Source organism: Litoribacillus peritrichatus, assembly GCF_039537985.1.
Classification (GTDB): Bacteria; Pseudomonadota; Gammaproteobacteria; order Pseudomonadales; family Litoribrevibacteraceae; genus Litoribacillus; species Litoribacillus peritrichatus.
On the sequence record NZ_BAABBN010000004.1, the window covers coordinates 880480 to 907289 of the forward strand.

Sequence of the window (26810 nt, forward strand, 5' to 3'; positions counted from 1 at the left end):
AATCAGATCATTTTCTGACCTCGGTTTTAAAATCAAAGATAACAATTTGATGAGGGAAGGATGATGAATACATTTTTTGATTTGTTTACTAGCCTGAGCGGGATCTTGAGCTTGTTTGTGGTGGTTTTTGTAATAGGAATGGGCATTTTCTGTGGGTATATGTTTATTTCTAAAATGAATGCCGAGGGAGAGGAGTACGACAGAACGCACCCTAACCCTTTGGAAAAATAGCCTGTTCTTTCTTTGGTCATTTCGTTTGTTTAGCCCTTCCTAAGCCTGCGTTGTGCAGGCTTCGAGCGCCTCTGGTATTTACTTCGTTATTTACATCGTTAAAAGATACGCGATGAATAAAATCGCAAAGAGTAAATTTGCCACCCCGACTTTTAAAAACTCATCTTTAGGGAAGTTAAATTTCAAATAGCTGATAAAGGCTGATGCGAAAGACCAGAGCTTGAGTGCTATACCGAATGATAAAAGTGGCAGTGCAAGTTCAGGAAACAAAAATACGTATAAGTAAATAACGGAGAACAGCAGTGCGGTGCCACCTGTAAAAATTCGACATTGCATGTAGTCCGAAGGGAGTTGATCTTTGGATTCCTGGGTTACTGGAATCGGTGCTTGAAACCAGATGCTAATGGAGCCAATCAGATTGAAGATGGCTGCGATGATCAGTATGTATTCCATAAAATTACCTTCATGTTGTTGAAACGAAAATAATGCTTTTGAAGGTATATCACAGGGAAAACTGGCGATAAAAAAGGCGTGTTGAAATTGTGAATTCAAACAAGCGTTTAACTGGTTTGTGCGATTTAATGGTGATTTTTGGTTCTTTGTTATTAGTTATTGATTGTTGGTAGGGTGAATGCATTAAACGTTAGTTGGGTGTTCAAATGTATGAAACCAGCTATGATAGATTGAAGTTCACAGGTGGTGGTTAGCGGTCGTCTAAAAGGAGAGTAAAGTGGCGTTAGATATTCAAGTGGTTGATGGGCAATCTTCGAAAGTAAAGCGGGTTATTCTGGCCGGGTCGTTGGATTCGGATACGGCACCGGAACTTGAGGCTTTGGTGTCTGAACTTGTTGCTTCGGATTTGGATTTATTGATTTTTGATATGAAACCTCTTGAGTTTATCAGCTCTGCAGGTTTACGAGTTGTCTTTATGGCAACCAAACAAATGAAAGCAAAAGGCGGACGTTTGGCTGTCGCTAACCGTCAGGTTCAAATAACGAAAGTCTTCGAGATTGTAAAAGCTCTGCCGGATTTAACGATTTTCCGGGACGATGCTGAGATGGACGATTACCTTGCGGCCATGCAGGAAAAATTTCGATCCGGGCAAGACTGATTTTCTGCCGATCAGGTTGTCGTACCCGAGACACTCTTTTCAAAAGAGTGTCGAGTTCTCAGTCCTGCCAATGGCGACGGTAGCGAATGAAAAACATCACTTTAAAGGACTTTCTCAGTAATTTGGCCTTAATTCGTTCCCAGTGGCGGTAACGAATGACTCTTTTCTTTATCAGATGCGAATTCACTATGCCCCAGAGTGGCCACCAAATTAATTTCTTCACCCCTTTGGCCCGAATGGCTGCATCCCTGTGTATGACCAGTACATGCATCGCCAAGTCGTTGTATTTAGGCTGAATGAATTCGTGTTCAGTGAGTTTAAAACCTATGGACTGATACAGGTTGAGTAAGTATTTATCACTGCTTGCAATGATGTAATTTTTATTGAGCATCATGGTCAGCATGTAAATCTGTTCAAAAATACCGTGCAGAATGTCTGTATCTCGATAGTCTGGGTGTAAACAGAGTGCCGCAATTTCAAGCGTTTCTGCGCTCGGTGGCAGGTCTGTCAGGGCGTTTTTATCGAAAAAGGTCTGGATTTCAAACGGCTTTTGATTTCCGTCGCCCACGATGATGGTTGCGCTGCCGATGATTTCATCATTGTGCATGACCATTAAAATGTGGCTGTAATCATCAAAAAAGTAAGAGACTTTTTCCAGGTTGGCTTCGGCATCAATTTTGTTGACGCCGGAGTAGGCAAATCGTCTTGTTCGAAGAACGGCTTCGTAATCTGCCTGGGTTTCTACATATTTGTATTGTATGAATTCTTTCACGGTTTTGACGGCAAAACCCGCGTTTCGAATTTCTTCCGGCGTAGAAGACGTGTACCTCATCAGGTATTTATTGAGATTATCGGTTAAAACCGGTGGTAATTTCTTAATGATGTGAATAAAACACTGAACCGTGCCATCGGCGTGGAACTTGATGGATGAGACCCTGCCCCTGATTGGGTTAGAAGGTTGGAACATGCCCAGATTGAAGGCAATTTCCATGTTGGTAAATAAGGTGAACTCAGGTTGAATGCCGGAAACCAGAAACCCTTCTTTACTGACTTCATTAATTTCAAAAAAAGATAAGGTTTTGTATTGGAACGGGTGGAAAATCTGCCCTGTCAGGCGGTGGCTTCCTGTCAGTGGAATGGCCCGGTATTTAGGCACTTGTTTGAAGCTGTCAGCCATGACTCTCAGGGATATTCGGAGTTGATTGTTGACCCGATCCATTTCAATGATCTGAGCTTTAATGGCGTATTGTTGTTCTATTAAAGGACTGAATTGAATGACGGTAATTTGGCCGGGGAAACAAAGTTCATCGTATTGTTCATCCGAGATCAGGCTGAAACCGAAACTGGTGTAATCTCCCAAAACCACCGGTACGGTCTGATCCGCGAAAATGAGTTCAGCTTTGTAACCATGATTGCTCGGAAGAAGTGGGCGATGGACTTTTCGGTCTGTTTCTTTTGGGAAGTTTCCGTACATAATAAAGGCGCTGAAGATACGTTTGTTTTATTGGCATCATACTAAAGCATGAGTCATGTATTTGCCATAAATTTATATATAAAACAAATGATTAGTAGAAAATCTTCGGCCTGCTATGGTCATTTCCTGGCGGCGTTTTCTTGCCCCTAATAGTCGTTGGCCAACCCTAATGTTCTTGATAGTGAGGGGGCGCCTTCAATGTCTGTGAGGGGAATGGCGTAAATACTTTCGGGTAATTGGTTCGGACTGAACGGCATAATGGTCGCGCCTAACCCTGCGGCGACCAAGGCCACAGCCCAGTCTTCATTATCCACTCGTGCCACAAGCTGAACGGAGGCGGTTTGTGTGGTGATCAGGCGGTTGAATTCAGGAGCGAATTCACAATGACTTCTTTCAATCCAGCTCAGAGTAAGCAAGTCATGGAGAGTGAGTTTCGTATTGAGTGAATGCGCCTTTGCGAAATCATGATGGCTTGGCAGAAGAAGATAGTACTCTTCCTTCAATAATTCCGTCCATTCTTGATTGTCTTTCAGTTGTTGCATGTTGATCAGTTGGTGGGTCGCGCTGCTGTAGTTTGAGGTGAGTACCCAACTTACGTCCGGGTGCAGAGCCTGAAGTTTTTCCATACTGAATATCAGAGCGTGGGCATTCACTGAAGGCGCGACATACAGTTCAACCGTATCTTTAGGTTTGTTTTGCATGTCGGACTTTATTAAGGCGGCATGCTGCAATAAGGCTTTGGATTTCTGATAGAAACGCTCACCGGCTTCGGTAGTGGTTACTCCTTTTCGACTGCGAATCAGAAAGGTGGTTTCGAATTCATTTTCAAGCTGTGCGATGGCGTTGGTTATGGAGGGCTGGGAGATATGACATTGCTCCGCAGCGGCAGAGATAGTGCCGGCCTCAACCGCGTGAACAAAATATTTGAGTGATCTTAAGTCCATATTTCTAACTCAATGCAAGCAAGCCGTCAGGCTTATTGTGTTTGGAATTCTTTCTGGTTGGCCGGTTCAGGTTATACACTCACTGGCTGCTTACCAGCGGTAATGGCTGAGAAAACAGTTTAGAGAAATAAGGAAACTGTGGCAGTTCTCGTGATACAAACTGATCATGAGCCGGGACAATCTTGATGCCTGGGTGGAGCTTTCGAATATTATTGATTTTACGGATCATTGCGCTGTTTTTTTCAACGTCTGCATCGACGCCTACCAACCACTGGGTAATGCCGGGACGCGGTTTATTTTCTGTCACGCCTTTCATAAGCCACGTAGTATCTCCGATGAAGAAATAGGTTTGTTTGGCATCTGTGGTTAAAAACAAGCCTACCTGGCCGGGTGTGTGTCCGGCTAAACTCACTAGAACGAGACTGTTGTCGTTATATATATCCAGACTGCGCTCAAAGCCCATGTATTCCTGGTTGGTTAACGTCAGCGGTTGCCAGTTGATCTCTTTGACCAGGTGTTCTTTCAAAAACGCGGGAGCATCTCCTTGCAGCGCAAAGTCGATGCCTGCCTGCTCAGACCAGACAGGAATGCCGAGCAGTTCCGGAAGCCCTCCGGTGTGATCCCAATGAAGATGTGAAGGGATGATGGCCGAGATATTTTCAATAGGCATATTTTGTTGAGTAAGTTGATCAGCGACACTGAACACTTCTCCAATGGAAAATAATTGGCGATCAAACCAGCCTAATTTTTCTAACGCAGCAGGCGTGTTGTTACCTACGCCCGTATCAAACAATAGATCCCCTTTGGGATGCTTGATGTAAATGGCCTGGTGAACCGGTTGGCTGACACTGAACCAGCTGCCGCCTTCAACCATGGTAGCTTCAAGTGCTCCACTGCTTCTGGCGGTTGTGATGGCACTGAACTGGACTTGGGTTTGAGTTTCTGTGGAAGCTGCTTCCGCAAGGGCGGGGGCTACGCACAGTGGTGTAATACAGAGCAGCAGTGCTGATAAGGCGGACAAGACCTTGGTGTTGTTTTTAATGTTAAGAGACATGCTAGACCTATGGTAAGTTGTTATTCAGTGGTTGGCTTTCGGGTGCAATCAAGAATGTCGATTATTTAAGTATAAGTAAAATATATAATTTGTGGTTTTAATATAGTTAATTTATTTTTATGGCTGTTGCTCATAGTCTCTGAATGAAGGCCTGATTTCAGGCCGAACACAGAATGTAATTCAGTTTAGAGCTTGACGCGTATGATCAAGTGAGAGACAGTCATTAATAATAATTTTAAGAGAGCACTAAAGTGAAACGATTAAGTATTGTGTTATTGCTGGCGTTGGTGGGATGTTCTGAAAACGGGAAGAGCGGCTTCGAAGATATTTCAGGTGGATTAACCAACTATGCTGCGGCTTGTGCAAAACATGGCGGTCTGGACCGAGTGTCAGACAAAGGCCATACCGTCTATCTTTACTGTAAAAACGGTAAAAAGCTGACCCATAAAAAGTAACGTCTATTCCGTTACTGCCTGTCACTTATAAATCTTGTCACTTATAAATCCTGTGGCGTGCTCATGTTTGTTTGTGTGTTCTTGTGTAAAGTTAAGTAAAAGTTTGATCCGGTGCATAGATTGTTTGTAAGCGCTGGTGAATAATGCTGCCAACAATAAAAAGTCAGTTCTTGGAGTATTATCTTTTGATTCGTGCAGTTTTATTTGCCTTGGTGTTAACGATCTTCTGTAAAGTATTTCTGGGGGTAGAAGAGGCTCCGGTATTTGATACTATGCCGAACGAGGTTCTTCATCATGCGACTGCCGAGACTGACCTTAAGGGCGACCGAGGCTAGACGGCTCTATTTTTTTCTAGGCTTAGTCCGGGCAGTGGCTTCTGCTTCTAACGGGTTGTCTGGCCAGTGATGCTTCGGATACCTTCCTTTCATGTCCTTTTTAACCAGTTCATAGCTGCTCTGCCAAAAACCTTCTAAATCCTGCGTAACCTGTAACGGACGTTGCGCAGGCGATAATAAGTGAACCAAAAGTTTTATTCGGCCTTTAGCAATGCTGGGCGTTGTCGTTTGGCCAAACATTTCCTGTAACTTGACGGCTAATACCGGTGGGTTTTGCGTGTAATCAATTCGAATGCTGGAGCCAGAGGGGACTTTTATTCGTTCTGGTGCTAACTCATCTAAGTGTTGTGGCAACGGCCAGGGTAAACGGTTGGTCAGAATGTCTTTTAAGTTCAGCTTTTTGAAGTGGTTGATGTGGCTAATGCCGTCCAGGAAAGGCATCAGCCAATTTTCCATAGTGAGCATAAGGCCGGCTTCGGACATATCCGGCCAAAGGGTTTTGTTGTTATCGGACAGGTCTGAAGCGCGTAAGAGTTCAATACGCTGACACCAGCTTTTGAGTTCTGGCGTCCAGGGCAGGATGTCCAACCCTTTGTTTTGAACCAACTGTAATAGAGCCTTGTTTTTGAGTTCAGTCGGGATCTCGTTCAGCTGGCTGGTGGCTAATTTTAACTTTCCTATGAACCATTGCTTTTCTGCGATTAAACGATTTTCTTTGGTGCACCAGTCTACCTCAACCTGTTCATTGAATAACGAGGGTTCTATGAACTTGAGTTGTTCTACACTGACCGGAGCACTGAGATAAACGCGATCTTTAGACGTGCCTAAGGCCCCACCCAGTTGGGCGATAGCAAAAGTATTGTGTTTGCTGGTGTGAGGCAGCGATGCTTGCCGACCGTTACTGAGTTTACAGTCTTGACTGTCGGCGGATAGCTTTTTAGCTATTCGATCGGGATAGGCGAGGGCAATCAGAATTCCGGTAGCTTCGGACTCAGATAAATCGATATTGTTCTCTGGAACTTGGTGCTGTGATTCACTTTTAAGACTTTTAAGGTTTCGCAGAAACTGTTTCGCAAGCTGATCAATTCGCTTGATCAGGTATGTTTGGGAGGCAGAAGGTGCTCGCTCTCCAGACAATAATTCAAGTCGGCGGGAAAGGTCGGTGTCCGAATCATTGCTCAAAGGATCTCGCTCGGATAATAACGCTGCAATTTGACAGGCAAGCTGAGGGTGCCCGAACTGATTGCCTTTGATTATCATATGGCCAAGGCGGGGATGCACTGGCAACTTTGCAATGACCTCTCCATGTTGGGTCAGGGTTCGACGATTCTGTTCGACTGCGTCTAACTGAACCAATAAGTCTAACGCCTGTTGAAACGGAGACGAAGCCGGTGGTGTCAGCCACGAGAGTTCCGCCGGGTTATCAATGCCCCAGTTTAACAGCTGTAAGGCAAGGGGGGTTAAATCGGCCTGTTCTATTTCTGGCGCGGTATAGTTTGCTAACGCGTGTTGCTGATCTTCAGACCATAATCGGTAGCAAACGCCGGGTTCAGTTCTGCCTGCTCGGCCCGCTCTTTGTTTGGCCGATGCTTTAGAAACCCTGGCCGTTTTGAGCCGGGTCATGGCTGTTTTTGGGTCATATTCAGGTAAGCGTGACAGACCAGAATCAATGACCACCCGAACGCCTTCAATGGTTAAACTGGTTTCTGCAATGCTGGTGGTCAGTACTACTTTTCGGGTGTTTTGTTGTGCTGGCTCAATGGCTTTACGTTGTTCAGAAAGAGATAAACTGCCAAAGAGTGGGGTGATGATCACACCCGGTTGGGAAGACAGGGTTGGTGATATGAGTTTTTGCACTTCTCGAATCTCTCCTTGGCCAGGCAGAAATACTAAGAGGCTTCCGGTTTGTTCTTCCAGTGCTTGTAAAATGGTTTTAGCCACCCGGTCGGTGATTCTGTCTCCATAAGAAGCGTTTTGGTGTTGGTAGGGCTGACCATAAAGAATATCAATCGGGAACGCCCGGCCTTCACTTCGAATGACCGGGGCGGGTTGTTGATGTTCATTACTTAACAGTTCACTGATGTTGGCTCCGTCGAGGGTGGCGGACATGATCAACAGCTTCAGTGGTGTTGTCCGTAATTCACCAAATAATTCTCGTCCCTGAAGTGCAAGAGCTAAGCCTAAGTCGCCGTCCAGGCTTCTTTCATGGAACTCATCAAAGATAATTAAGCCAATGCCCTCCAGTGAAGGGTCATCTTGTAACATACGGTTTAAAATGCCTTCGGTGACGACTTCAATCTGGGTTTTTTGGCTTACTTTAGAATCCATTCGAACCCGGTAGCCGACGGTTTCTCCCACTGACTCGCCAATCAGCTGAGCCATGCGTTCTGCGGCCGCTCGTGCTGCAATACGGCGAGGTTCTAATAGAATGATTTTTTGATCTTCTAACCAAGGCTCACCTAACAGTGCCAGTGGCACCAAGGTTGTTTTACCTGCACCGGGTGGCGCTTCCAAAATTAATTGGTGGCTTGCCATCAGTGTGGATTTTATGTCGGGTATTACAGCTTCGATGGGTAGAGCAGGCATGGCGATTCTTAGGCGTGGGTGAGTGATGTCGTTAAGTAAGTCGCGGTATGTTACTGGCTTTGAAGAATATTGGGTAATTTTTGTTGTACAATCTCAGGAAGACTTAACCAGAGATTCCCTGGATTAAAGACGTTTACGTTCAGAGCAGATGTTAAATACAGATCAGCTATGGCTCTTTCTGTTCGACAGTGAGGATATATGCAAGATACCAAAAATGCCATGCTCAACCTGATGGCTCAGTTTGGCAATAAAATGAAAGACGATGATAAAGAAAATCTTCAACAAGATGATCGCGAATATTCCATCGATGAGCTTGCCAGAGTAACCGGTATCACTAGCCGAAATATTCGAGCCTATCAAGAGAAGGGGGTATTACCGCCGCCTCAGCTAAGAGGGCGCAAAGGCATTTATTCGAATGCCCACTATTCTCGTTTACGTTTGATCTCAGACTTGCTGGAGCGAGGTTATACGCTTTCTACTATTTCGGATTTGTTGAACGCTTTGGAAGAAGGCATGGATTTGCGGGCGTTTGTTGGTGTGGAATCCGCACTGACCAGCCCTTGGACCGATGAAACGCCGGTGCTTATGTCGATCAAAGAACTGTTTGAGATGTTTGATAATAAGATTGAAGAGGAATCGATCGGTAAAGCTTTAGAGCTGGATTTAGTTCGACTGGAAGATGATTTGGAACACGTTCAGGTTCAGAGCATGCGCACGATGAAAGCGGGTGCCGAGTTGGTGGCGACAGGGATTCCCTTTAATGATTTGCTGGACATCATTCGGATGTTGCGGGGCAATGTGGAGCGTGTAGCCGGAGAGTTGGTTAAGTTGGTATCAACGCATGTATTAAGTGATTATGAAGGGGATTCACTGCCACCCAGTGAAGATCTGCCTAAAATTGCAGACCTAATCTGGCGACTTCGTCCTCTGGCAGAAATGGCTGTTCACGCCGAGTTGGCTCGGGCTATGGAAAAGGCGGCGAACCATTTCTTAGGTGATCGACTTGAAGCCATTATTCAGCATATGGAAGAAGATAAATCATCATGAGGTGTTCATGTGCCTCATGATGAAAGCTCTTCGGTTAATGACTACCGGTAAAATGTGAGCGACTAAGCGCTTGCCCACTTGAAACTTTGGCAGACCAGTGTTTGATATTTACCAGGAAGAAGGCGCTGCATGATGTCCAACACTCTGGCGTCTGGTCCGATTAATACTCGTCTTTTATTTTTCTTCACGCCATGAAGGATGGCTTGAGCGGCTTGTTCTGGCGTTGTTAAAAAGAAAGATTCAAACTTGTTTCGCATTTGTTCGGCGGAAGCGTCTCCCGTGAGATTTTCGATACTTTTCGCCATTTTGGCATTACGAGCAATGTTGGTTTTAATGCCTCCAGGGTGAACACAGGTGGCGGAAACCCGTCCCTCATCTAAGTCCAACTCTTGCCGCAGGGACTCTGTGAAGCCCCGAACTGCAAACTTCGACATGTTGTAACCGCTTTGTGTCGGCTGGGAAAATAAGCCGAACACACTGGAAATGTTAATGATATGGGCGGATTCCCCTGTTTGTTTTAAATAAGGCAAGAACGCTTTGGTGCCATAAACAACGCCCCAAAGGTTGATGTCTAAGATCCACTGGTAATCTTCATAAGTGGTTTCTGCGACTGTGCCGCCCATTGCAACGCCAGCGTTATTAAATACCAGATGGATTTTTTTGTGGTCTTTTGCAACTTGGCTTGCCCATTGATGCATGGCTTCTTTATCCGCCACATTGACGATGGCGGTGGTGACCGTGATCGGGTATTGATTGAGCTGTTCTTTGGTGGCTTTTAAACCGTCGGAATCCAGGTCGCTGAGTGCTAAGTGGCAACCTTCTTTGGCTAATGCCAGCGCAAGTGCCTGACCAATTCCGGAAGCTGCGCCGGTAATCACGGCGACCTTATTGGTTAAGTTTTTCATGGTTGTACTCCATAAGTGTGTGAAATTTCCGAAGCGTGTTGGTAGCGTTGAATGAAGGCTACGATTTTTTTGAAATCTTGATTGGCTTCCGGTAAATAAGGGACAAGAACAGGCCAGACGTGGCCTACCCCTGAGCGCTCCAGCCATTCGACTTCGACGCCGGCACTTAAGGCTTTTTGTTTTGCAGTTTGGGCGTCGTGATAGAGGATTTCATCTTGGCTGGCGGTAATCATGATCGGTGGTAGGCCGTGGAAGTTTGCCAACCCAGGAGAGGCATACGGGTGGCTTCTGTCTTCTTTGTTCGGTAAATAAATGTTTATGATTTGTTTAACCAGATCCGCAGACAGCATGGCGTCTTTATGGCAACTGGTCTGGAGTCGCTGATCATCCGGGATTGCCACCGTGCCGGGCGACAAAGCAACCGCACATCTGGGAAGCGGTAATTTTTTATCTCGAAGCTGTAGCAGGCAGGTGAGTGTCAGACCTCCACCAGCGGAGTCTCCTGCGATGACAATGTCTTTGGGTGACTTGCCCAATTTCAACAAATAATGATATGCCTCTAAACAACGGTTGGATGCCGCAGGAAATGGGAATTCAGGGGCAAAAGGATAGGTGGCTAAAAAGACTTCTGCATTCAGTGTTTTAGCCAAACGAGCAGCGAAATTATGATAGGTCCGTGTTGCACCTGAGACAAATGCTCCGCCATGAAAGTAGAGTATTGTCATGGACGGTGACTTAACTGAAACCCTGTCCCCTTTGAATTCTGGCAGTGCTATTTGCCGTATTTTTACCCCTCTCGGAATCAGCGGAAGGGTCGGTGTGTTATTAAACACTCTTCGTAAGTGTTTGACGGTTTGTTCCTGGTTCAAACCGTTTCGCTTAATGGCTCGCCTTGAGATCGCTTGAAATACATTTGATCGAATGCTCATAAAACCAACCTTCTTCGTTATGCCAGAGCTTTGATTTTTTGATAACTATTAAGGTCAGCAGTGCTGCTTAAGTTTGCTTCTACGTCTGCAGAGCAAAATTGGCTGGCGGTTGTTTGCAAGTGCTTGGGCGCGTGAAGCAAAATGGCATAAGCAGCAGCGGGAGATGTTCTGACCGTGTGTTCAAGTACCTGATGTGCCAGTTTTTTCTTTAATCCAAGTAAAACACTCAGTGCCAGTTGATTATTCATATGAACGGCTGTGGCTGAGATATATTCAACACTCAGGCCGGATGCGACTCCAATTACTTGTTTGGTAGTCAGTTTATTCGTGATTTTCGCCGCAATGTTGGGTTCTATATATTTGGGAATCATAGAGTGAAGAATGAAGTTGGGAACGTACTTCATCATCATCGCCAGGGATTCAAACAGTTTTTCATACCCTTCGTCATCTTTGTTGACGCTCTCCGATATAAATGCAGTGAGCTTAGCGACATCGCTTTCTTTCATAGACCTGATCCATTCAGGCAAGGACACTTTCGTCAACATGATTAATTCCTGATGTGCTTTGCTTCCTGTTGTATGGGGGATGCCTTGATGCGTTTGCTCGTTTGATTGAGTCATTAGATCCACTCCTTGTTGTTATTAATTCTTAGATATTTCATTCGTTTGTTTGAATGTTTGATGGCGTATGACTTGCCAAACATAGGTTTACTATAATACATTGCTTAATGAAACATCAATTGATGGTACATAAAATAATGTTTTTATATTGGCTTGATATACCGGAGGCAGAAATGAACAATCAAGTGACGCCAATTCAAAGAAACTTAAGGTTTAAATTGCCCGTTGATAGGGTTCGTAGCTGGCATAAAAAAGCAGGTATGCATGGTTCTCAATTTATGAACACCATGTCGTTGTTCTTTCCGGAAGGAGAGCGATTCTTTATTCAGAGTGTTCGTAATTTCCGAAATGAAATCACCGACCTGCAGTTACAAAAGGCAGTGAAGGCATTTATCGGCCAGGAGGCGATGCACGGTCGAGAGCATGAGGAATACAACAAAGCGATGGTCGAGTCCGGTTTTGCGGTAGACCGCATGGAAGCCCAGGTAACCCGGCTACTTAATACGATTAAACGCACGAGCTCGAATGAATTTCAGTTGGCTGTCACCATAGCGTTGGAGCATTTGACCGCCATTTTGGCTGATGTATTGCTAAAGAACCCGGATTTTTTTGAAGGTGCAGACCCAAACTTCACGGCTTTATGGCAGTGGCATGCTTTGGAGGAGACAGAACATAAAGCCGTTGCGTTTGATGTATTTCAAGAGGTTATGAACAAATCGCTGGGTGCGTATTTATTGCGTACTTCCGCACTTGTGTTGGCTACCGGGCTGTTCTTTTCTTTGGTGTACTTCTACTACTTCAATCTTTTAAAAACGGATGGGGAGCACACCAATGTTCGGGGAATTTGGCGTTCTTTTCAATTTCAGTGGCTGAAACCGGGGCTTTTAAGATTGGCCATACCGGCCTGGCTGGATTATTTCAAACCGGGTTTTCACCCTTGGCAGCATGATAACCGAGAATTTTTGACGCTAATTGATGAGCTGGAAGCGCGCGTTGCCAGTTTTTAATTATGCCTGGCTGAATTGTTTCAGAGAAATAACGAGAGTAATAACTATGTTGAAAACGCAATCAAATACGGATCAATTCCATAGACTCAGATTGTCCGATGTTGACCCCTTAACAGCGGACAGTGTGATGTTAACGTTTGAAGTGCCTGAGCACTTAAAAACCGCCTATCAGTTTATACCGGGCCAGTATTTAACGTTAAGACAGCGGATTGAAGGCAGCCTTATTTCCAGGTGTTATTCAATTTGCAGTTCGCCATCAGAAGACAAACTCAGCGTGGCCATAAGGAAGATTGACTCTGGGTGCTTTTCGAATTTTGCCGTGGATAAGCTAGCAGTGAATGATGAACTTGAAGTGTTAACTCCCTCAGGGCGTTTTCAGCTCGTTCCTAAGCAGGCTAATCCTCATACCGCCTGTTATGTGGGCGTGGCCGGAGGCAGTGGTATCACCCCGATTATGTCGATGATTCAAACGTTGCTCAGCCAAAACACAAACAACCAGTTCGTTCTTTTTTACGCCAACCGCTCGAAACAGACCATGATGTTTCGGCGGCAGCTACTGCGACTTCAGGAGCAGTACAAAGCGCGTTTTTTTCTGATGCCTTTTTTTACTGAGGAGGGTGATGATGAAAATATGATTCACCATACCATCGCATTATCTCTCAAAGGTAATCTGGATATTGAGTTGACCGCAGACCTGTTAAATAAGCGTAAAGCCAAGGTGGATGTGTTACCGGACTTAAATCAGGCGGAGGGCTGGTATTTATGTGGCCCTCAAACAATGACAGAACGAGTGCAAGAGGTGTTGGCGGTGAACAGGGTCAGCAAATCGAAGGTTCATCGGGAGTTGTTTTTTGTTCCTGAAGCTAGGCTTGAAAAAGACGTTCAGCAAGCAGGAGGGGAAGATGAAAATTTCACGGAGAATGGATCGCAACTGAGCCAGAACAATGTTCAGAAGGCGTTAAAAGTGAGCGTGATTCATGGCGATCAGACGTTAAATTTCAATTGGAATCCAGAGTATGAATTTATATTGAATCAAGCATTGGAACTTAAAGAGGATTTACCTCACGCCTGCCAGTTTGGGGCGTGTGGCACATGCAAAGCGAAGGTCGTGAAAGGGCGTGTTCGCATGAAGGAGAACATGGCGCTGGATGATGACGAACTGAATCAGGGGTATGTGTTGACGTGTCAGGCGCAACCAGACTCAGAGGATGTGGTTATCCGTTACGAAGATTAAAAGATGTAAGTCGTATTTGTTGCCTGAAATGAGTTGTATTGAACTGTTTAGTCTATTGATTTATAAGATATTTTAAACTTTAGGTGGCCTGAAATTGCTAATTGGTCAGCACTTTAATAATTATTTTTAATTCTGGTTGGAAAATATCAAAATCTTGTGCTGTTATGAATGTATTAAGGGACGGAGTGTCCTTGATATTGGCCAATATTAATTTAATAAAATAAGGAATGATTATGAAAAAATTAGTTGCTTCAATTGCTGTAGCAATGCTGACTTTTTCACCAATGTCTTTTGCTGAAGAAGAGGCGGCCGCTGGAGGCGGTGGAGGTGGAGCAGGTGCTGGAGCAGGTGCTGGAGCAGGTGTAGGTGGTGGCGCAGGTGCTGCTGCAGGTGCTGCTGGTGCAGGCGCTGCTGCTGTAGGTGGTGCTGCTGTTGCTGTAGGCGCTTCAGTAGCTGCAGCATCAGATTCGGAAGAAACGACTATTACTACATCTACACGCTAGTAAACCAAAAAAGGGGTTTCCAAAAACCCCTTTGTTTGTCTGTTTAGACTTTCTTTACTTTTTAGATTCCGATAGTCAATGCTTAAGGAACCTCTGAACAAGTCCGCTCTAGTTCAGCGGGCGCTAGAAAAACGTTAGAACAAGGCGAGCTTCGTAGAGAATGTCTAGACCTTTTCAAGAAGTTCAACACAGTTATAACGTTTTTAAAGCCCCGCCCTTCGGGGCCTTAAGAGAAATGCCTCTTTTTTGTTGCGGCTTTTTGACGTAACCCGTTATGCCTTCAAAACCGCGCCTCAAATAGACATTTCTCTTATAGGCCTGAGCAGAGAGGGACTTACTCGGAGGTTCCTTAATTATTTTGATGTTGTTCTTTTTACCCCCGCCTTCTCGTGTTGATCTTTCCAGATGACTACTGATCTTTACAGATAATTAAGAGTGTTATTCACTTCAGCGTCAATCATGAAAATGATGGCCTTAAGGGGCGCACTTTGCCATTGTTAATATTTTGATTTATCTGTTTTTTTATATTTTTCTTTTCTTTCGATACCCACTGATTGGCATATTCAAAAATAATTTTGTTCCAGGTTGGAAAATACTACGAATTTGTGCTGTTATATGCATATTAAGGCACGGAGTGTTCTTAATATTGGCCAATATTAATTAGATATAATAAGGAATGACCATGAAAAAATTAGTTGCTTCGATTGCAGTAGCAATGCTGGCATTGTCTTCTGCTGCATTTTCCGCTGAAGGCGCTGGCGCAGGTGCCGGTGGTGGTGCAGGCGGCGGTGCTGGAGCAGGCGCTGGTGCGGGCGCAGGCGTTGGTGGTGGCGCAGGTGCTGCTGCAGGTGCTGCAGGCGCAGGCGCTGCTGCAGTAGGTGGTGCTGCTGTTGCTGTAGGCGCTTCTGTAGCCGCTGCATCAGATTCGGAAGAAACGACTATTACTACATCTACACGCTAGTAGTCTAAAAAGGGGCTTGTTGGAGCCCCTTTTTTTATTGTCATAAATTTTCCTCTCAAAATGAAAAAAGCCCGTCAAAAGACAGGCAAATGGTTGGTATTACTCGGTTTCACTGTTTAAACGTATATTTTTTAAGTCAGTTCCGTCGCTACTTCTGTGTTTTCTTTATTTCTTTTCATCTTTGATTTAGTTTCTGAAACTCGGTTACGGTGTTGGTCTTTACGCTGCTCTTGTGATTGGCCTAACTGAGTGAATACATAGTCTGACACTTTGATGTTTAAAGTTTCTAGCCAGAACTTCCATGTGGATTTTGGCCAAACGGCGATGTTTCGACCATCTTCTTGTTGATACCAGCTTTTACAGCCCGTCGACCAGACCGTCTGCTTCATTAATTTCTGTAGGTGGGTATTGAATTGCAACTGTGCATCTTCTTTGACCGTCATATAATCCGACTGTCGATGTTCAATTGCTTTCATGCAGTTAAGAATGTATTTCACCTGGGCTTCAATCATGAAGATGATGGAGTTGTGTCCAAGCCCGGAATTGGGGCCAATGAGCATCCATAAGTTTGGGTAGCCGGCAACTGAGGTGCCGTAATAGGCTTCTGCGCAGTCTTTCCAATCTGTTCGTAAGTCTCTGCCTTCAAGGCCTTTGAGCTCAAAATCGCGCATATAGATTCTTGGGTCAACCACAAAGCCCGTCCCGAGGATTATGCAGTCAACAGCGCGCTCTTTGCCATCGGCAGTGATTATGCTGTTTTCTTTAATCTCTTTAATACCTTCCGTCACCAGTTCAACGTTTTTACGATTAAACATCGGGTAATACTTGTTCGAAATTAAAATACGCTTGCAGCCAATGGTGTAATTCGGTGTGAGTCGGCTGGCAGTGACTTTGTCTTTGACCTGGAATCGAATCAACCCTTTCGCAAGCATGCTCAATGATTTAGCCAGTGATGGATTGAAAATTGGCCAGACTCTGGCTTCATTCGTCCAGTACAAACGATATCGATGGAGTTTACGCCAACCGGGAATGTGCTTGAACGCTGTTTTTTCGACGCGCCAGTACTTTCTGTCGTCACGAGGAAGTACCCAAGCAGGCGTTCGCTGAAAGACATCCAGCTGATTCACTTTCGGCGCAATTTCAGGGCAATATTGAATGGCACTGCCTCCGGTGCCAATTGAGGCGACATTTTTACCCGTGAGATCATAATCATGATCCCATTGGGCAGAGTGAAACACCTTTCCTTGGAAGTTTTTCAGACCTTTGATGTTTGGAATCTCCGGTACATGCAGAGGCCCAGAGGCTAATATAAAGTGTTTACAGTGGTAGATTATGCCTGTGTGTGTCTTGATTACCCACTCACCAATGTTTTCGTTGAATACAGCAGAGACCACCTCCTGGTGGAATTGACAGTGTTTTCGTATGTCGTATTTGGCTGTGGTCTCCAGGAGGTATTGTTGAATTTCATGCCATGGAGCGTACCTTTTTGACCAATGATTGTTGGGGGAAAACGAAAACGAATACATGTGTGATTGAACATCGCAAGCGCATCCAGGGTAAGAGTTATCACGCCAAGTCCCTCCGACATCGTGACTTTTTTCAAGAATGAAGAAGTTATTCTTCCCTTGTTCTTTGAGTTGTATTGCCATGCACAGGCCTCCGAATCCGGCACCAGCAATGATAACTTCTTTACATATGGGGGAATCTCGGTGTGGCGTTTGTACTGTCATAAAACTACCTGTAGTGGTTCGTTTATTTCCCAGCCCGGTTTGAACTGATGTCTAAGTGTGTTCGGCTGACGATCAAGCCGTAGCTTGCTGGTACTCTTTGGTAACGTCTTCAGCAAACTGGTCGAGATTATCTAAAAGTGCTCGGTTGTCTTGTTGCCATGGATGGAAGCCCGGCCGGAAATAGTCGAGCATTTCGATGGATATTTTTCTTAGAGCGCCGGGCACGCCCCACAGGTAGTTCATGCATTTACTCCATCCCTTGATCTCAAACAACTTACCGGATTTATTGACTAAACCAAGATGAAAAGGAATGACCAAAGACCAGAAAACAGTGTGGGTGAGGATATTAATACCAACGCGAATGGGGTAGCGCAGAGGGTTGGATGCCATGACATCGTTCCAGACGTCATAGGCGACACCTTTATGCTCGATTTCTTCCATGGCGTGCCATAGCCAGATATTCATAAACCCTTTTTCTGAACCTTCCATGATTTTTGGCTCGACTAGCAACACATGACCCAAGCTGGCTGTCAGGTGTTCCAGTGAAATGGTAACGGCTAATTGAACTGATTTTGGGGTGACTTTCTGAGCAAACTTGAGCAAGGCTTCGACCTGGCTCATATAGCGGTCAACGGGAAAGCCTGCTTCTATGAGTGCTTGGTTATACGCAAGATGTTCTCTGGTGTGCAGTGCTTCTTGAGCAATGAATGACTTAACGTCTTTTGTCAGTTGTGGGTCGGAGATTTTGTCTCGATAGTTATGGACACTGTCAATGAAAAACTTTTCGCCCGCTGGAAAGAAAATGGACAGCGTATTCATAAATTGCGTGAAGTGTATTCCAGCCGGATTCCAGCTATCTGCATCTTCTTTTGCAAGCTTGAATTTTAGATTCCGGCGAAGAGGAGCCACTTTATTTTTGAACTCAACCTTACTCATAATCGTTACCTCAATTTAAACGTGATGGTTCATTTATTTATGTGTCATTAATTGATGTTACATATATAAATGTATTTTATGAGTGGGCGTTATTCAAGCAAAAACAAGATAGATTACTGTCGATTGACGACAGTTCATTGGTTTAAGTGTCTTTTGAAAGAGAAACAGGAGGATTAAATACGTTTTATCTGAAGGAAATTTGATGATTTTTGATTTGGCACTTGTTAAGGACTGTCCGGAAATTTTACTCAGTTAGTTAGCTTTTTGATGAAATCAGACAGTAATTTGGTGAAATCCGTCACAATTTTCTCGTATTTCTATCTTTACATCGTATAATCGCGTTCGCACGTTCAGCGAAGTCTCTAAAAATAAATCTAATCTCTTGAAGTGTTTGAAATTTATACACTTCTCGCCTGAGCATCACTCCACATTATAAGAAGTAAGGTAGTTTGTGGTATGAATCACAGAGAAAAAAGGATTACAAAACTAGCCAGTGCAATTTCATTAGCGTGTGTTCCATCGCTGTCTTTTGCTGCCGGTTATGCACTTAATGAGCAAAGCGCGTCCGCTATGGGCACTGCCAACGCAGGTGCTGCCGCTAACCCGGAAAACGCCACCGTTCTTTTCTTTAACCCGGCCGGTATCAGCCAGCTTGACAAACCTCAAGTGTCTTTCGGTGCAGCTTATATCGAAGTCTCAACGGATTTTGAAGGTACTGCTGTTGATACGATTGGCCGACCAGTGGATGGTACTAATGGTGGCGAATTTGTGGACCCTGCCATCATCCCTAACTTATACGCAACCATGCCAATCAATGAAAACTGGTCTGCGGGTATTGGTATTTTTGCACCGTTTGGGGTTGCAGGCGATTACGATTCTGAGTTTGTGGGTCGCTTTATGGCAGACGAAACTGAATTGAAAGCCATTGCTATTCAACCTACTGTTGCCTATAAGTTCAATGACGTTTGGTCTGTGGGTTTAGGCATTGACTTCGTTCATGCCGAAGGAACATTAACCAAGTTTCAGGATTATTCGGGGACTGGTTTACCTCCTGCTCTTTTAAAAGAAGGACACTTCGATGTTGAAGGCGACGATGAAGCCATTGGCTGGAACTTTGGTATTTTATATCAACCAACCAACTCAACAACAGTCGGCTTGAACTACCGTTCTAAAATAGACATTGAGCTGGAAGGTGAGGCGACGTTAACGAATGTACCGGGGCAAGCCGCAACATTGGAAGAGAAAGCGAAAGTACCGCTTACTTTGCCTGAAAGTGCAACGATCAGCTTGAAGCACTTGATTAATGACCAATGGACTGTGTATGCCGGTGCAACCTGGACGCGTTGGTCTCAGTTTGAAAACCTGGACATTTTCAGCCGTGAAGATGGCGGTTTGATTTCAGCGTCAGCAAGTCTTAAATACGGCAAAGAAGGCATGATTGGTCACGTCCCTGAAAAGTGGACAAATACCTGGGCGGTGTCTGCGGGTGTTTCATATGCGTTTACTCAGAACTTCATGCTTAAAGCAGGTTACGCGTTTGACGAGTCGCCAATTCAAAAAGAATACCGTACGGCGCGTGTTCCTGCGACTGACCGTAATTGGCTAACGGTAGGTGCCCAGTACAAGATGGAAGGCGATTGGGTCATCGACGGCGCGTTTGGTTATTTGATCATTGATGACATCGACGTTGATGAGCACGAATACCGCGTGGATGGTACTCAAATAGGCGCTTCAAACCTGAAAGGTACTTATGAAGTCAGTGCTTATGGTTTGGCTGTGCAGCTAACCAAGAGTTTTTAAGGAATGAGTCGATAATTCTCGATTCAATTCTTCTTCGCCTCAAATTCTTTTGGGGCGAACATCTAGCCCCGGCCTTTCTTAATATTCTGCGATCAATTTGAAATAATTTTTTCAGCTTAATGGAGAGTTATTTGTTACTCTGATATACATAAAATTTAGGCACGGTGTATTGTTTGTTACAATGAATTTTCCAAGCAGGAAATAGGAATTTCAAATGAGAGCAGATGAACTCAAAAGAGAAATTAATAAATTGACAGTAGCAGATAGGCTTATGCTTATTGAAGATGTTTGGGACGACATAGCAAAATCTAACTCAGAAATTCCTCTGCCTGAGTGGCAAAAAAAAGAGCTTGATAAGCGCCTTGCGTTGTACGAAGCAGGAGAGGTAAAAACTACACCTCTGACAGATGTTCACGAAGCTCTGCGGAATAAATATAAGTGAACCTCGTTTATACCGAGCAAGCCATTGCTGATATGGATATGACAACGGCATGGTATGAACGGCAGCTTAAAGGGCTGGGCCTGGAGTTTCTGGCATCGGTAGAACAGACTGTATTTTTAATTTGCGAAAACCCTACTATCTATCCTGTTAAACATAAAACATTACGAGCGGCCCTGCTTCGACGATTTCCATTTACTGTTTTTTATGAAGTTCATGAAAAACAAATTATTGTTCATGCCTTGTTCGATAACAGGCAAGACCCAAAACGACTGCCTTGAAGCAAATGTTATAGGATCATACTGGTCTTTAACTATAAACGCTTGTTTATCTCTTCTTATCTATAATTCACCCGTTACCTTCCTGTTACCTTTATTTTAGTAACCTCTGTTGTTTTGTATTTTATTGGGTGAATTATGTTGGTGTTGCTGGTTGAAGATGATCTTGATCTTGCCGAGTTGATCATTGAGTTTTTAGAATCGGAAGGCTTAGAGGTGGATGTGGCCTATCACGGCGAAATGGCGCTGAGCTTGGTCAGAGATCACAACTCAACACAAACTTCTGGCCAATACGATGTCATCATCACCGACGTAACTATGCCTAAAATGGATGGTTTGAGTTTTTGTGCTCAAATGCGAGCCGAGGGAATGACTACGCCATGCTTGATGCTCACCGCCAGAACCACGCTCAATGATAAGTTGGCCGGTTTCGAACACGGCGCAGATGATTATCTGGTTAAACCTTTTGAATTAGAAGAGCTGTTAGCTCGCATTTATGCGCTATCCCGGCGTTTTCAAAACTCAGCTTCAAAACTTCAAGTGGCCGATATTACTTTGGATGCTCAGGCTCAAACCGTTTTTAAAAACAACCACCCTGTGGTGCTTGCTCCTTTGGAATTTACATTATTAGAGCACCTGATGAGAAACAGCCCGAATGTGGTGAGCCGTTCTAAACTGGAAGGTTTTTTGTGGCCAGACGAGGAGCCTTCAAGTAATGCACTCAAGATGGTGATTTATCGTTTACGCCAGGCGTTAAACGATGATTCAGAAAGCCCAAAGATTCAAACCCGACGAGGCGTTGGGGTGGTTTTATTAGACAGCACTGACAGGAAGACGCCTCATGAATAGCAGCTTTGGTATAACCCAATACATGGGTCGTCAGGTGATGCTTATCTCTTTCTGCCTGATGGTCGGGTACTCTTTTTCAATTTATACCGTGTACCAATGGGGCGTCGATGACACAGTTCATTATTATATGAGTCTGGATTCGGATGCACTTGCTCAGAGTCCCACGCCTGAACGCGTGTTGACCGGCTATGAAGATAGATTGTTTTTTACTCCATCAAACGTGCCTGAGAAGTACAAGGAATTGGTTGATTTTAAGAATGTTGCCTTGGGGGATATGCTGGTTCATTACATTCAAAACCAAACGCTGTATTTGATGCCGTTTGCGCTGAATGAAAGTTCAAAAGAGGTAGGATACCTGATGCATACCTACGATGAAGCACAGGATGATTATCAGGTCAGTTTGGAAATCTCAGATTTGTTGATGCTGTTGGCACTGGTTTCTTTACTGGTGATATTCGCTTTAGTGAACATGCTTGGCAGCAAAATAACTCAGCCGATCCTTGAACTTGCTTCTTGGGCGAAAGATTTATCCAAACATGATGTGGATGTCCATCGTGCCATTAAGTTGCCAGAGTCCACGCTAAAATTTAAAGAGTTAACCGAAGTGGCCCATGCGCTCTCGGAAGCTGTGTTAAGTATTCATCAGTCAACGCAACGGGAAAAACAATTCTTAAAGGCACTCAGCCATGAGTTACGAACGCCACTGGCGATTTCTAAAATGGCACTCAGTTTGCTGAATCGCTCTGTATCCCTGTTTTCAGAACCGGATCGCCAAAAGCTGAAAAAGATTGAACGTGCTAACCAAACGATGATTTCCACGGCGGATTCTCTTTTATGGTTATGGGGCGATAAGTCCCAAGCGATTGCCGAAGAGTCCATCGACCTACAGCAACTCATTACTAAACAGGTGAGTGATAATCAGTACTTACTCACGGGAAAGAAAGTCTCCATATCCATTCATGGCGAGCAAAATAAGTGTCTTGTTGTTCCGAATCAGCTCGCTGAGATGGTTCTGCGTAATTTAATCCGAAACTCGTTTCAATACACTTCAGACCAAGGCAGCGTTGCTATTCTGTATTCGAATGAACACGTTGAAATTAATAACAGCTTTGTAAACGAACAGGCCGCCAGAAAGAATTCCACTCAGGAGAATAATAAAGATTACGGTTATGGGGTCGGTGTATTTTTGGTGGAAACCATTTGCAAAGAGCAGGGCTGGCCGTTTCAAGTATCACCAACGCAGTACGACTATAAAGTGGCCATCAGGTTCAAATGTTGAATCGTTTTTAGCCGTTACCTTGCTGTTACCTAGACGCCGGTACGCTGTGGTTGAAGATTCAAACTGGAGATCAAAAAATGCGTACTAATGACAGAATGGTGAATAACAAAACAACTAATGGTGTGGCTAAGAGCAAACTCTCTTTAAGTGCAGTGGCTATGGCGTTTGCGTTGGTTGGCGTATCCGGTTGCCAACAAACGGATGCAAATGAAGCAGGCTCTTTTACTCCTTCAGCGTCAAGTTCGCAATATACTCTTTACACCAATGGCAACATTTATACGGTGAACCCGAAACAGCCCTGGGCAGAAGCTTTGGTGATTAAAGATGGCATCATCGAATACGTGGGCGACACGGATAGCGCACACTCTTACGTGGCGAATATTGACAAGGTGAATATCAAAAAGGTGATCAACCTGAAAGGTAAAATGGTCATGCTTGGGTTTCATGATGTTCACATTCACCCGCTGGAATCCGGCTCGGATAACACTCATTTTACCTTGGATACGGAAGAAACCAACGCAGAAAAATACATCTCTGTGATTAAGAATGCGGCTCGTCGCAACCCGAATTCTGAATGGCTGATTGGCTATGGTCACGACATTAATACCCTGCTGGAAGCCAAGCGAAACCCGCTGGCAATATTGGACGATGCCGTATCGGATCGACCTGTCATTATCATGGAGCAAACCTCTCACTCCATGTGGGTCAATTCCAAAGCGCTGGAACTGGCTGGAATGAATGTTAATACGCCTAATCCGGTAGGCGGCGTCATCATGAAAGACGAAGACAACCAGCTGATGGGCATCCTGATTGATAATGCAGGCAACATCGCTATGGAGCTGGCGATGACGCCAACGCCTGCAAAAAATGAGAAGGACTACTACGGACTGACCGACTTTGTTTTACCTGAATTGGCCAAACACGGCATTACCTCCATTGCGGATGCCAGAACTTACTGGAAGAGGGGAGAGCATAAAACCTGGCAGCGTTTAGCTCAGGAAGATAAATTAACCGCACGAGTCGTATTAGGGTTGTGGGCTTACCCGGAAGAAACCGATGTTGATCAACTTGCCACGTTGAAATCCCTCTACCAAAATGACCCGGAAAGTTTACTGCGTATTAACCAAATCAAACTCTACAGCGATGGCATTTTAATTAATACCACCGCCTCGATGCACGACCCTTATGAATTCGACATGTTGGGTGTGCCGGAAGAAAGTCATGGCAATCGGGGCATTAACTATTTCACTCAGAACCGTTTAAGCCGCTACATTGCGGAACTGGATGCCGTGGGTTTTGATTTTCACATTCACGCCATTGGTGAGCGTGGCATTCATGAAGCCTTAAACGCCGTAGAAGAATCCGCCGGTGGCCAAAGCCGGCACCGTTTAACGCATGTTGAAGTGGTTGACCCGGCGGACTACAAACGCTTTGCTGAGCTGAATGTGACGGCGGATTGCCAAGTCGCGGGGGACTTTACCGACCCGTCTCACTGGGGCGAAGTGGCCGAATACATTGGTAAAGAAAAAGCTCATGATTTGGTTCCGATTAAAAGCCTGCAACAAGCCGGCGCAAGAGTGACGCTTTCCAGTGACTGGAGCGTCAGCCCGTATAACCCCTTCATTGGTTTGCAAAATGCAGTCACCCGAGCACCCCAAGAACTGACCTTGGAACAAGCCATAGCCTCTTACACCATCAACGGTGCCTACGTGATGCGACAGGAAAATCGGGTAGGCACTCTGGAAGAAGGCAAAGAAGCGGATTTGGTCGTACTGGATCAAAACCTATTCGAAATTGACCCGTATGAGATCAGTCAAACCCAGATTCTCCAAACGCTGTTGGCTGGGGAAGAAGTGTATCGGGCCAAGGGGTTTAGGTAGGTTATCGGTCGCTGTTTAACTTTAACGATAAAAAGGCATTTCAGGGATGGAGTGCTTTTTATTTTTGAGGTTTTAGATTATTGAAAAGTATTGAGTTTATACTTGAAAAAGTAAAAAGTGGTGATTTTTGCGAAAGGAATGAATATCAGGCCTTATTCAAAATCTTAGTTAAAAATTTATCTGAAGTGATAAAGATGGACTTAGATTTTGATCTTGATCCCGTCGAAGATCCTTGTTATTTAAGAGGTTACGTCTTTAATAGGAAATCTGAGTTAGGAATATTAGATGTTTCATTAAGATCTAATTTAATGGTTTTTTTCGAGAGAGGCTTGTTATCTCTAAAAGCTGATGTGTTCATATACTTTAATGGTCAGCAAGTTGAAAGGAACTATTTGCAAGGATCTTATATGGAGTTTAGCTATTCTTTGGATGATCTTCAGTGGAAGTTCGAACGCTGGATTCAAGATGAACACAATGAATATGAAAGTTGGTTGTTTCTGGATTAACAGGTTAGGTCTGTTTGTGTTTTAAAACTATATGTTGTTTGAATGAGTCAATGGATCAAAAATAACCTTGGTAGATTAATTGAACTCTATTGGAACAAAATTGTGCTAAAAAATACGCACCTGCTAAAAGCAATGCTTGATTCCTGAATTCGCGGTGTCTTTTTCTGAACCCAACTGAATCAAGTTTCAGGGCAAAGCCGCTGTGTCAGAAGGCTTTAATATTGAGTTCACCTTAAAAAATGCAATAATGAAAGCTTCCGATGGTGCTTATCAGGTAGATTTCAAGCAGGCTCAGGAAGCTAAGTCTTCGTTGGATTTAAAGATCGTTCGTTATGGTTTTAAAACCACTGGCGGGCCGGAGGATGCCACTTCAGCGGAACTTGAAGTGGAATTTACCCGTGCAGAAGGAGAAATGGTTTCAATACACTTCCCTGACGATTTTAAAACACAGGAAGGTTTTGAGTTAAAGACTTATCCGCTTGAACGTTTGAAGAAAGAAGGGGCTTTGTCTGTTGAGCTTTTAGACAATGCTTTCAATGCGGTAGTTGATATGTATTTTCTGAGCCGCGCTGAAGATTAACCGTCTCTGTTTTTAATGTCAGTGCTGATATCCATAAATCAGATACCCACCGGTCCTGCGTGGGTATCTGATTTTTTAATCTCTGTTAACAATGCTTTAAAATAAATGCTTGTTCAAAGCCAGAGCCGCCTGATCAAGTGCATTTTGTACTGCATTCACGTCACTCAGTGGGTTTAACAGCCCGAAATCATGAATCATTCCATTGTAGCGTGTGACGGTGGTTGGTACACCTGCCGCTGATAATTTACGGCCGTAGTACTCCGCTTCGTCGCGAAGTACGTCTTTTTCAGCAGTCTGAATCAGCGTTGGTGGTAAACCTTTCAGTTGTTCTGTAGTTGCTCTCAGCGGCGAGGCGTATATTTCATTTCTTTGGTGTTGGTCCGTAGTGTAGCTATCCCAAAACCACTTCATCATGCCCGTTGTCAGAAAGTGCCCGGCGCCATAGGCCTGATAAGAGGTGTTATCAAAACTGGCATCCGTCACAGGCCATAATAACAACTGCATCTGAAGGTTGGGTGTGCCTTTTTCCTTGGCCATTAAACTCACAACCGTTGCGATGTTTCCTCCTGCGCTGTTACCTGCGACCGCTAAACGATTGCCATCAATGCCCATTGTTTTGCCATTTTCAGCCACCCATTTTGTAGCAGCGTAAGCTTGGTTAATGGCGGTAGGGTATTTGGCCTCCGGTGATCGTGAGTAATCAACGTAGACAGCTGCTGCGCCAGAGCGGATGACAAGATCTCTGATTAAACGCTCGTGCGTTTCAAAATCTCCAATCACCCAGCCCCCGCCATGGAAATACATGAAGGCAGGTAAGGCGCCACTTGCATTTTTGGGTTTAACAACCACCAACGCCAGTGACTGATCTTCTATCTTAATTGTTGTTTTGGATACATCAGCAGGAAGAAGGGGATGCCCTTGTTGAGCATTGACTAACACCTGTCGAGCGTTATTTGGTGTCAGTTGCTCCATGGGTGTACCGCCTCCTTGCTCTAATGCATTCAGAAAGGATTGCGTCAAGGGTTCCGTACCTGATGAACCCGCTGCTATGGCGGTGTTCATGGAGAATGCTAATAGTGCCGAACTGATGGTTTTTGCCTTTAAATATTTCATCTTTGACCTCATAAAAACGTTTCA

28 protein-coding genes are annotated in these 26810 nt (G+C 44.5%); 17 read left to right on the forward strand and 11 right to left on the reverse strand.

Annotation, left to right across the window (positions count from 1 at the left end):
- The first annotated feature begins 60 nt into the window (after nt 1–60).
- Nucleotides 61–231: a DUF3149 domain-containing protein gene (locus ABD744_RS05215; protein ID WP_344796142.1), complete on the forward strand. Its 171-nt coding sequence runs from the start codon at nt 61–63 to the stop codon at nt 229–231.
- A 90-nt stretch (nt 232–321) separates the two neighbouring features.
- On the opposite strand, the gene ABD744_RS05220 is transcribed toward ABD744_RS05215, so the two are convergent.
- A complete protein-coding gene (locus ABD744_RS05220; protein ID WP_344796144.1) occupies nt 322–684 on the reverse strand; it encodes a hypothetical protein in 363 nt (120 codons plus the stop codon).
- Nucleotides 685–961: 277 nt separating this feature from the next.
- Between ABD744_RS05220 and ABD744_RS05225 the strand changes: the two genes are divergently transcribed.
- Nucleotides 962–1342 carry an STAS domain-containing protein gene (locus ABD744_RS05225; protein WP_344796146.1) on the forward strand — a complete coding sequence of 127 codons (381 nt, stop codon included), beginning with the start codon at nt 962–964 and terminating at the stop codon, nt 1340–1342.
- 58 nt (nt 1343–1400) lie between these two features.
- Here ABD744_RS05225 and ABD744_RS05230 read toward each other — a convergent pair whose 3' ends face one another.
- The 3 genes from ABD744_RS05230 to ABD744_RS05240 all read right to left on the reverse strand — a co-directional run bounded on the left by ABD744_RS05230 (nt 1401) and on the right by ABD744_RS05240 (nt 4814).
- Nucleotides 1401–2816: a GNAT family N-acyltransferase gene (locus ABD744_RS05230; protein ID WP_344796148.1), complete on the reverse strand. Its 1416-nt coding sequence runs from the start codon at nt 2814–2816 to the stop codon at nt 1401–1403.
- Nucleotides 2817–2962: 146 nt separating this feature from the next.
- Complete coding sequence (locus tag ABD744_RS05235; RefSeq protein ID WP_344796150.1) at nt 2963–3760, reverse strand: LysR family transcriptional regulator; 798 nt, start codon at nt 3758–3760, stop codon at nt 2963–2965.
- A gap of 79 nt (nt 3761–3839) precedes the next feature.
- A complete protein-coding gene (locus ABD744_RS05240; RefSeq protein ID WP_344796152.1) occupies nt 3840–4814 on the reverse strand; it encodes an MBL fold metallo-hydrolase in 975 nt (324 codons plus the stop codon).
- Nucleotides 4815–5065: 251 nt separating this feature from the next.
- Between ABD744_RS05240 and ABD744_RS05245 the strand changes: the two genes are divergently transcribed.
- Nucleotides 5066–5269: a hypothetical protein gene (locus tag ABD744_RS05245; protein ID WP_344796154.1), complete on the forward strand. Its 204-nt coding sequence runs from the start codon at nt 5066–5068 to the stop codon at nt 5267–5269.
- A 143-nt stretch (nt 5270–5412) separates the two neighbouring features.
- Complete coding sequence (locus tag ABD744_RS05250; protein WP_344796156.1) at nt 5413–5604, forward strand: hypothetical protein; 192 nt, start codon at nt 5413–5415, stop codon at nt 5602–5604.
- Nucleotides 5605–5610: 6 nt separating this feature from the next.
- On the opposite strand, the gene hrpB is transcribed toward ABD744_RS05250, so the two are convergent.
- Nucleotides 5611–8190, reverse strand: coding sequence for an ATP-dependent helicase HrpB (gene hrpB, locus ABD744_RS05255; protein WP_344796158.1), 2580 nt, complete (start codon nt 8188–8190; stop codon nt 5611–5613).
- A gap of 198 nt (nt 8191–8388) precedes the next feature.
- Between hrpB and ABD744_RS05260 the strand changes: the two genes are divergently transcribed.
- Complete coding sequence (locus ABD744_RS05260) at nt 8389–9237, forward strand: MerR family transcriptional regulator (protein ID WP_344796160.1); 849 nt, start codon at nt 8389–8391, stop codon at nt 9235–9237.
- A 62-nt stretch (nt 9238–9299) separates the two neighbouring features.
- On the opposite strand, the gene ABD744_RS05265 is transcribed toward ABD744_RS05260, so the two are convergent.
- The 3 genes from ABD744_RS05265 to ABD744_RS05275 are packed head-to-tail and all read right to left on the reverse strand — an operon-like array spanning nt 9300 to nt 11691.
- Entirely contained in the window at nt 9300–10142 is an 843-nt protein-coding gene (locus ABD744_RS05265; protein WP_344796162.1) for an SDR family NAD(P)-dependent oxidoreductase, read from the reverse strand.
- Nucleotides 10139–11071 (reverse strand): alpha/beta hydrolase, encoded by a 933-nt coding sequence (locus ABD744_RS05270; RefSeq protein ID WP_344796165.1) that lies wholly within the window; start codon nt 11069–11071, stop codon nt 10139–10141. The genes ABD744_RS05265 and ABD744_RS05270 overlap by 4 nt, the downstream gene beginning before the upstream one ends.
- A gap of 17 nt (nt 11072–11088) precedes the next feature.
- Entirely contained in the window at nt 11089–11691 is a 603-nt protein-coding gene (locus tag ABD744_RS05275; protein ID WP_344796167.1) for a hypothetical protein, read from the reverse strand.
- A 173-nt stretch (nt 11692–11864) separates the two neighbouring features.
- On the opposite strand from ABD744_RS05275, the gene ABD744_RS05280 reads away from it, so the two are divergent.
- The 4 genes from ABD744_RS05280 to ABD744_RS05295 all read left to right on the forward strand — a co-directional run bounded on the left by ABD744_RS05280 (nt 11865) and on the right by ABD744_RS05295 (nt 15396).
- Nucleotides 11865–12698, forward strand: a complete 834-nt coding sequence (locus tag ABD744_RS05280; protein WP_344796169.1) for a metal-dependent hydrolase — start codon at nt 11865–11867, stop codon at nt 12696–12698.
- Nucleotides 12699–12744: 46 nt separating this feature from the next.
- Nucleotides 12745–13932 (forward strand): 2Fe-2S iron-sulfur cluster-binding protein, encoded by a 1188-nt coding sequence (locus ABD744_RS05285; RefSeq protein ID WP_344796171.1) that lies wholly within the window; start codon nt 12745–12747, stop codon nt 13930–13932.
- A 233-nt stretch (nt 13933–14165) separates the two neighbouring features.
- Nucleotides 14166–14435, forward strand: coding sequence for a hypothetical protein (locus ABD744_RS05290; RefSeq protein ID WP_344796173.1), 270 nt, complete (start codon nt 14166–14168; stop codon nt 14433–14435).
- Between the two features lie 682 nt (nt 14436–15117).
- The gene (locus ABD744_RS05295; protein WP_344796175.1) at nt 15118–15396 is read left to right on the forward strand and encodes a hypothetical protein; all 279 of its coding nucleotides are present in this window, start codon (nt 15118–15120) and stop codon (nt 15394–15396) included.
- Nucleotides 15397–15527: 131 nt separating this feature from the next.
- Here ABD744_RS05295 and ABD744_RS05300 read toward each other — a convergent pair whose 3' ends face one another.
- Together ABD744_RS05300 and ABD744_RS05305 are read right to left on the reverse strand one after the other, a co-directional pair.
- Nucleotides 15528–17126 carry a flavin-containing monooxygenase gene (locus ABD744_RS05300; protein WP_344796177.1) on the reverse strand — a complete coding sequence of 533 codons (1599 nt, stop codon included), beginning with the start codon at nt 17124–17126 and terminating at the stop codon, nt 15528–15530.
- A 72-nt stretch (nt 17127–17198) separates the two neighbouring features.
- Nucleotides 17199–18062 carry a metal-dependent hydrolase gene (locus tag ABD744_RS05305; RefSeq protein ID WP_344796179.1) on the reverse strand — a complete coding sequence of 288 codons (864 nt, stop codon included), beginning with the start codon at nt 18060–18062 and terminating at the stop codon, nt 17199–17201.
- A gap of 456 nt (nt 18063–18518) precedes the next feature.
- On the opposite strand from ABD744_RS05305, the gene ABD744_RS05310 reads away from it, so the two are divergent.
- The 8 genes from ABD744_RS05310 to ABD744_RS05345 all read left to right on the forward strand — a co-directional run bounded on the left by ABD744_RS05310 (nt 18519) and on the right by ABD744_RS05345 (nt 25673).
- Nucleotides 18519–19862: an OmpP1/FadL family transporter gene (locus ABD744_RS05310; RefSeq protein ID WP_344796181.1), complete on the forward strand. Its 1344-nt coding sequence runs from the start codon at nt 18519–18521 to the stop codon at nt 19860–19862.
- A 214-nt stretch (nt 19863–20076) separates the two neighbouring features.
- On the forward strand, nt 20077–20304 hold the full coding sequence (locus tag ABD744_RS05315) for an addiction module protein (RefSeq protein ID WP_344796183.1): 228 nt from the start codon (nt 20077–20079) through the stop codon (nt 20302–20304).
- Nucleotides 20301–20582, forward strand: a complete 282-nt coding sequence (locus ABD744_RS05320) for a type II toxin-antitoxin system RelE/ParE family toxin (RefSeq protein ID WP_344796185.1) — start codon at nt 20301–20303, stop codon at nt 20580–20582. Before ABD744_RS05315 ends, ABD744_RS05320 begins: the two co-directional genes overlap by 4 nt.
- Nucleotides 20583–20717: 135 nt before the next feature.
- The gene (locus tag ABD744_RS05325) at nt 20718–21428 is read left to right on the forward strand and encodes a response regulator transcription factor (protein ID WP_344796187.1); all 711 of its coding nucleotides are present in this window, start codon (nt 20718–20720) and stop codon (nt 21426–21428) included.
- Nucleotides 21421–22707 (forward strand): sensor histidine kinase, encoded by a 1287-nt coding sequence (locus ABD744_RS05330; protein ID WP_344796189.1) that lies wholly within the window; start codon nt 21421–21423, stop codon nt 22705–22707. The genes ABD744_RS05325 and ABD744_RS05330 overlap by 8 nt, the downstream gene beginning before the upstream one ends.
- Nucleotides 22708–22784: 77 nt before the next feature.
- Complete coding sequence (locus ABD744_RS05335) at nt 22785–24587, forward strand: amidohydrolase (protein WP_344796191.1); 1803 nt, start codon at nt 22785–22787, stop codon at nt 24585–24587.
- A gap of 80 nt (nt 24588–24667) precedes the next feature.
- Nucleotides 24668–25093 (forward strand): hypothetical protein, encoded by a 426-nt coding sequence (locus ABD744_RS05340; protein WP_344796193.1) that lies wholly within the window; start codon nt 24668–24670, stop codon nt 25091–25093.
- 202 nt (nt 25094–25295) lie between these two features.
- Nucleotides 25296–25673, forward strand: a complete 378-nt coding sequence (locus tag ABD744_RS05345) for a hypothetical protein (protein ID WP_344796196.1) — start codon at nt 25296–25298, stop codon at nt 25671–25673.
- Nucleotides 25674–25769: 96 nt separating this feature from the next.
- Here the strand turns inward: ABD744_RS05345 and ABD744_RS05350 are convergent, their stop codons facing one another.
- A complete protein-coding gene (locus tag ABD744_RS05350; protein WP_344796198.1) occupies nt 25770–26786 on the reverse strand; it encodes an alpha/beta hydrolase in 1017 nt (338 codons plus the stop codon).
- Nucleotides 26787–26810: the final 24 nt, after the last annotated feature.